General features: G+C 60.8%; 7 protein-coding genes. 3 read left to right on the top strand and 4 right to left on the bottom strand.

From position 1 onward, the window contains the following. Nucleotides 1–116 precede the first annotated feature (116 nt). Both ACRC4F_RS11140 and ACRC4F_RS11135 read left to right on the top strand, forming a co-directional pair. Complete coding sequence (locus ACRC4F_RS11140; protein ID WP_438659360.1) at nucleotides 117–1,304, top strand: acyl-CoA dehydrogenase family protein; 1,188 nt, start codon at nucleotides 117–119, stop codon at nucleotides 1,302–1,304. A 24-nt stretch (nucleotides 1,305–1,328) separates the two neighbouring features. Then, entirely contained in the window at nucleotides 1,329–2,432 is a 1,104-nt protein-coding gene (locus tag ACRC4F_RS11135; protein WP_438659359.1) for a sigma-54 interaction domain-containing protein, read from the top strand. Here the strand turns inward: ACRC4F_RS11135 and ACRC4F_RS11130 are convergent. Then, the gene (locus ACRC4F_RS11130; protein WP_438659358.1) at nucleotides 2,429–2,794 is read right to left on the bottom strand and encodes an antibiotic biosynthesis monooxygenase; all 366 of its coding nucleotides are present in this window, start codon (nucleotides 2,792–2,794) and stop codon (nucleotides 2,429–2,431) included. The two genes, ACRC4F_RS11135 and ACRC4F_RS11130, sit on opposite strands and share 4 nt — an antisense overlap. Before the next feature lie 95 nt (nucleotides 2,795–2,889). Between ACRC4F_RS11130 and soxR the strand changes: the two genes are divergently transcribed. Beyond that, nucleotides 2,890–3,345: a redox-sensitive transcriptional activator SoxR gene (soxR, locus tag ACRC4F_RS11125; protein WP_438659357.1), complete on the top strand. Its 456-nt coding sequence runs from the start codon at nucleotides 2,890–2,892 to the stop codon at nucleotides 3,343–3,345. A 112-nt stretch (nucleotides 3,346–3,457) separates the two neighbouring features. Here soxR and ACRC4F_RS11120 read toward each other — a convergent pair whose 3' ends face one another. From ACRC4F_RS11120 to ACRC4F_RS11110, 3 genes are all read right to left on the bottom strand, one after another. Next, the gene (locus ACRC4F_RS11120; RefSeq protein ID WP_438659356.1) at nucleotides 3,458–4,228 is read right to left on the bottom strand and encodes a MetQ/NlpA family ABC transporter substrate-binding protein; all 771 of its coding nucleotides are present in this window, start codon (nucleotides 4,226–4,228) and stop codon (nucleotides 3,458–3,460) included. Nucleotides 4,229–4,295: 67 nt separating this feature from the next. Beyond that, nucleotides 4,296–4,961, bottom strand: a complete 666-nt coding sequence (locus ACRC4F_RS11115) for a methionine ABC transporter permease (RefSeq protein ID WP_438659355.1) — start codon at nucleotides 4,959–4,961, stop codon at nucleotides 4,296–4,298. Nucleotides 4,962–4,964: 3 nt separating this feature from the next. Then, nucleotides 4,965–6,179, bottom strand: coding sequence for an SfnB family sulfur acquisition oxidoreductase (locus ACRC4F_RS11110; protein ID WP_438659354.1), 1,215 nt, complete (start codon nucleotides 6,177–6,179; stop codon nucleotides 4,965–4,967). Nucleotides 6,180–6,395 lie beyond the last annotated feature (216 nt).

The raw sequence follows: 6,395 nt of genomic DNA, 5'->3' as shown, positions 1-6,395 counted from the left end.
GAGCCTGCTCGCGATAGCGGTGTCTCAGTCGAGATAAATGTTGATTGATCTACCGCTATCGCGAGCAGGCTCGCTCCCACAGGGGATTTGCTTCGATTTCAAAAGAGGAACCCCGCGTGACTGCCAAGCCGCAAAGCGCCCTGTTGTCCCCCTTGCAGACCGCCCGCCAGTTGGCCGCCGGGTTTGCCTTGACCGCCGTCGAGCGCGACGAGCGTGGCGGTACGCCCAAGGCCGAGCGTGACGCGCTGCGCCACAGTGGTCTGCTCGCGTTAAGCATTCCCGTCCAGTACGGCGGCCTCGGCGCCAGCTGGAGTGACACCCTGAACATCGTGCGCGAGTTCGCCAAGGTCGACAGTTCGATCGCCCATGTCTTCGGCTTCCATCACCTGATGCTCGCCACCGTGCGCCTGTTCGCCAGGCCCGAGCAATGGCAACCGTGGTTTGAACAGACCGCACGCAAGAACTGGTTCTGGGGCAACGCTCTCAACCCGCTGGACACCCGCACCGTGGTGAAAAACCTCGGTGGCTGGCGCGAGTTCTCCGGCAAGAAAAGCTTCTGCTCCGGCGCCAGCGACTCGGAAATGCTCATCGCCTCGGCCGTTGATGAAAGTGCCGGCGGCAAACTGTTGATCGCCGCCATACCCAGCGGTCGCAGTGGCATCACCCTGCACAACGACTGGAACAACATGGGCCAGCGCCAGACCGACAGCGGCAGCGCGACGTTCGAACGGGTGCGGGTCGAGGAATCGGAACTGCTGCTCGATCCGGGTCCGCTGAGCACACCATTCGCCTGCCTGCGGCCCTTAATTGCGCAACTGACCTTCACCCACATGTTCCTCGGCATTGCCGAAGGGGCTTTCGAAGAAGCACGGCAGTACACGCTCACCGAAACCCGTCCGTGGCACAAATCCAGCGCGCAGGATGTGCGTCAGGATCCTTATGTGCTCGGCCATTACGGCGAATTCTGGGTCGCCCTCGAAGGCGTTCGATTGCTGGTGGAACGTGCCGCCGGGTTGCTCGACAAGGCGTGGACCAAAGGCCCGAACCTCAGTGCCGAGGAACGCGGACAGCTCGCCACGGCCATCGCCACCGCGAAAGTCGCGGCCACGCGCAATGGCCTGGACATCTGTAGCCGTTTGTTCGAAGTCACTGGCGCGCGTTCGACCCATGCCTCCCTGCGACTGGACCGCCACTGGCGCAACCTGCGCACGCAAACGCTGCACGACCCGGTGGATTACAAACTCCATGAACTGGGCGACTGGGCGCTGAACCAGTCCCTGCCGATCCCGACTTTCTATTCATAGCCTTCTATTCAGGGAGCCTGCCTGATGCAACTTCTGACCCTACCGCCCTCGCCCGCCCTGGCCACTTCGATCCGCGCCACCGCACAGGTGTTCGAAGACCCGAAATCCCAGGCCTTGCTCGCGCACATTCAACAAGTCGCTCCGAGTGAGGCCAGCGTGCTGATCATCGGCGAAACCGGCACCGGCAAGGAGCTGGTGGCGCGGCATATCCATAACCTCAGCGCCCGGCGTAATCGGCCGTTCGTGGCAGTGAACTGCGGTGCATTCTCCGAATCCCTGGTGGAAGCCGAGCTGTTCGGCCATGAGAAAGGTGCATTCACCGGTGCCCTGAGCGCCAAGGCCGGCTGGTTCGAAGAGGCCGATGGCGGCACCTTGTTCCTCGATGAAATCGGTGATTTGCCGATGGCGATTCAGGTCAAGTTGCTGCGCGTGCTGCAAGAGCGCGAAGTGGTGCGCCTCGGTTCACGCAAGAGCATTCCCATCGACGTGCGGGTGCTGGCGGCGACCAACGTGCAGCTCGAGAAAGCCATCAACGCCGGGCATTTCCGCGAGGATTTGTACTACCGCCTCGACGTAGTCAGCCTGGAACTGAGCCCGCTGCGCGACCGTCCCGGCGACATCCTGCCGCTGACCCGCCACTTCGTCGAAGCCGACAGCCAGCGCCTGGGTTACGGCACCATCACCATCAGCCAAGAGGCCGAACTGAAACTGCGCAGCTACAGCTGGCCGGGCAATATCCGCGAACTGGAAAACGTGATTCACCACACCCTGCTGATCTGCCGCAACGGCGTGATCGAACGCGATGACCTGCGCCTGTCGAACATGCGCATCGAACGTCAGGACGATCATCACGCGGGTTTCGACGACTCACCGGAAGCCTTGCTCGAGCGGGCCTTTCAAAAACTCTTCGAGGAACAGGCCGGTGCGCTCCACGAGAAAGTCGAAGACGCCTTATTGCGGGCGGCTTATCGCTTCAGCCATTACAACCAAGTGCACACCGCCGCCCTGCTGGGCTTGAGCCGCAACGTCACGCGCACGCGACTGATCAAGATCGGCGAACTGGCCGTGAACAAGCGCCGGCCCACGGAAAACGTTCAGGGTGAGCGCTTGATGCAGTTGTCGATTTAACCCACCAGGTTGCAGTGCAGCGCGTCGTCGCGGCTACGTTCCAGACTGTGCAGCACCTGGAACGAGCCGAACGTCACGGTCTTCGCCTGATGCGCGCGGATCAGCTGCCAGAAATCCTGCTCGCCGCTTTCAAAGCTCTGAAACGCGGCTTCCCCCGCCTCGCGAGTTTGCCATTGCAGGTAATTGAGCACCCGCCGGCCGTCGTCGCTGGCCTGGATGCTCGCACTCAAAAATCCGCTGTAGCCTTGGGCCAGGCGCTCGGTCTGCTTCGACAGTGCCGACACCAAAGCGGGTTGCTGATGGGGTTCGATCTCGAATTCGATCAATTGGGTGAAGCTGCGATTTTTCTCTGGCGCTTGCATGAAGAGTCCCCACTGACGTGAAAGCCGGACCTTGCGATCCGAAGGCCTGCAGGGTAAAACCTCGAGTTAACTAGAGGTCAAGAGGCATTTTCCAAATGATCACCCCGGAGCATCTGCATAAAGAACTCACTGTCGGCCAATTGGCTGCGCGCAGTGGCGTGGCGGTCACAGCGCTGCACTTTTATGAATCCAAGGGTTTGATCAAAAGCAATCGCAATCAGGGCAACCAGCGGCGCTATCCGCGGGAAGTGTTGCGGCGGGTGGCATTGATCAAAGTGGCACAGCGGTTGGGGATTCCGTTGGCGGAGATTGGCGAGGCGCTGAAAGCCTTGCCGGATAACCGCGCGCCGACGGCGGCGGACTGGAAGGTGATGTCGGCGCAGTGGAGCCGGGACCTGGACGAGCGGATCAATCAACTGACCTTGCTGCGGGACAAGCTCAATGGCTGTATCGGCTGTGGGTGTTTGTCGATGGAGGCGTGTCCGTTGCGTAATTTTGGCGATGTGTTGGGGGAACAGGGGTCGGGGGCACAGTTGCTGGAATCGAGTTGATTATCTACCTGTGGCGAGGGGATTTATCCCCGTTGGGCTGCGAAGCGGCCCCCAAAAAAAGGCCTGCTGCGCAGTCCAACGGGGATAAATCCCCTCGCCACAATGCTTGCGTTTAGAACCCCGGCGCAATCTGTCCTTTGTAGCGGGTCAGAATGAACTGCCGCACCTCATCGGAGTTCAGCGCCTTGGCCAGTTTCTGCACACCCGGATCATTGATGTTGTCCGGCCGCGCCACGAGGAATTCGATGTACAGGTTCTTGCCCTTCTCGACGATCAGCGCGCTGTTGGTATCGATCCCCGCTTCCAGCGCGTAGTTGGCAAACACAAACGCCAGGTCCACCTGGCTTACCGAGCGCGCCAGCAACGCGCCTTCCAGTTCACGAATCTTCAGGTGTTTCGGATTTTCGATAATGTCGCGCGGGGTCGCCAGGGTGTTGCTCGGGTCCTTGAGTTTGATCAGCCCGGCTTCGTGCAGCAGCACGAGTGCACGACCAGTGTTCACCGGGTCGTTGGGGATCGACACGGTGGAGCCGTCCTTCAGCTCGGCGATGTTTTTGATCCTGGTTGAATAGGCCCCAAACGGTTCGATGTGCACACCGACCACCGGCACCAGATCGGTGTGGCGGGTCTTGTTGAAATCATCGAGGAACGGCCGGTACTGATAATAGTTGGCGTCGAGGTTCTTCAACGCCAACTGTTGGTTGGGCTGGATGAAGTCGGTGAAGACTTTGATGTCCAGGTCCACACCTTCCTTGGCCAGGGTCGGTTTGATGAATTCGAGGATTTCCGCGTGCGGCACCGGGGTGGCGCCGACGGTGAGTTTTTCGTTGGCGTGAATGCTCAACGACACGAGGGCAGCCAGAATGGCCAGGGTCTTTTTCATGGTGTGCTCCTAGGCAGATTGAGTGGCCGTCGTGGGGTGGACGTGGGGCCTGTTTTTAGTTGAACGTTTAACGTCGGCTGTAGCGTGCCACCAACCGGTCGCCGGTCATTTGCAGTGCCTGAACGAGGATCAGCAACAGCACCACGGTGACCACCATCACATCCGTCTGAAACCGTTGATAGCCGTAGCGGATTGCCAGGTCGCCCAGTCCGCCGCCGCCGATCACGCCGGCCATCGCCGTGTAATCCACCAGCACAATCGCGGTCACCGTGACCGCCGCCAGCAACCCGCCCCGTGCTTCCGGCAACAAGGTGTGGCGGATGATTTGCCAGGTGGTACCGCCCATGGCCTGGGTCGCTTCCACCACCCCGCGATCGACTTCGCGCAACGCGGTTTCCACCAGCCGTGCGAAGAACGGTGTGCAGCCGACCACCAGCGGCGGAATGGTCCCCGGTACGCCGAGCGAAGTGCCGACCAACAGCGTGGTCAGGGGAATCAGCACAATCAGCAAAATGATGAACGGCAGCGAACGCAGCATATTCACGATCACCGACAGCACCCGGTAAACCCCGACCGCTTCATGCAATTGGCGCTTGCCGGTGAGAAACAGGATCACGCCCAACGGCAATCCCAGCAGCACGGTAAAACCCAGGGCAGCAACGAGCATGCTAAGGGTGTCGAGGCAGGCTTGGGCGATGTCGGCCCAATAAATGTTTTTCAGCAGTTCGGCCACGGGTCACGACCAGTCGTGGCGCGGTGGTTTCACACCGTTGAGCAGCCAGTTGCCGACCACGTGGTATTTCCAGCGCACCGGGTCGTGCAGGGTGTGGACCCGAGCGTTGCGCCAATGACGGTCAAAATTGTGCTTCTTCAGGGTCGAGCGGGTGCCGCCGAGTTCGAAGAGTTTGTTGGTTGCCTCAATCGCGATTTCAGTGGTCAGCACCTTGGCCCTGGCTACCGCCAGTGACGCCTGGGCGACGTTGTCTTCGTCGGGTGACGGACGCGCCGCATCCAGCGCTCGTCCCGCCCGTTCCAGCAAGGCTTCAGCGGCTTCCAGGCGAATCTCCAGGCCACCGACCTGAATGATGGTGAGCGGATCTTCACTGGCCTTTTCCACCCCGGCGTCGATCCATGGCCGGGCGAATTGCTGGACGAACGCAATGGTGTCGCGCAGTGCTGCGCGGGCAATGCCGGCGTCGATGGCTGCGGTGGTCAACTGCGCGAACGGGCCGGCCAGGGTCGGCGATTCATAGGAGCGATAGGTCGGGAACAGATTGAACGCCGACACGCGCAAGTCCTCCGCCAGCACCGTGCCGCTGGACGTGGTGCGCTGGCCGATACTGTCCCAGTCGTCGACGATCACCAGCCCTTTCGTGCCGCGCTCGACGAACGCCAACTGGCCCTTCTGCTCTTCATCCAGCGCCAGCACCGCCAGCCAGTGGGCGTACAGCGAACCGGTGCAGTAACCCTTGCGCCCATTGATCACATGACCGTCGCCGTAGCGGCGAACAGTCGCCTGAATGTCCTGCACATTCTTGCCACCGGTTTCCGACAAGGCATTGGCAAAGCGATGGCCTAGCAGCGCCAGCTCGAAGAAATGCGCCTGTTGCTCCGGTGTGCCTTGCAGCCGAATGTCTTCCAGCAGGCAATAGTGGTTTTGCGGGATCTGCCCCAGAGACGGGTCTGCCGCCGAGATGATCGCGATGACCTGCGCCAGTACTGCGTACGACACCTGCGCGCCGCCAAACGCTTTCGGCACGCTGATGCCCCACAAACCACTGTTGGAATAGAGGTCGACGATCTCGGCAGGCACCTGGCAGGTACGGTCGCGCTCGGCGTCCTGCTCCAGCAAAACCGCTGCTACGCGCTCGGCAACGCGCAAGGCTTCGGCTTCGTCGGCGATCCGATGGGCGGCCGGAGGATTGATCGGATAAACGGCAGATTCAGGCATACAAGTCTCTCGGTACTGATGTTTTCAAGAGGACATTGCAGCTTCTGTGCCGACCACTTCGTCCCGTGTTTTCGGGGGTCTTGTCGATTAAAAATGGATAAACCCGGGCAATCTGCTGCTGCGCTGTTGATGGCTGAACAGTGGCGCTGCTGCTCGTCGGGCACTCGGTTGCGCAAAAAGCGCTGACCTATAGTTATCCGACCGGAAATCGGCGAA

This window comes from Pseudomonas sp. (assembly GCF_051660785.1).
Classification (GTDB): domain Bacteria; phylum Pseudomonadota; class Gammaproteobacteria; order Pseudomonadales; family Pseudomonadaceae; genus Aquipseudomonas.
The sequence above is the reverse complement of the archived record's forward strand: the minus strand, read 5'-3'. Positions and strand labels throughout refer to the sequence as shown.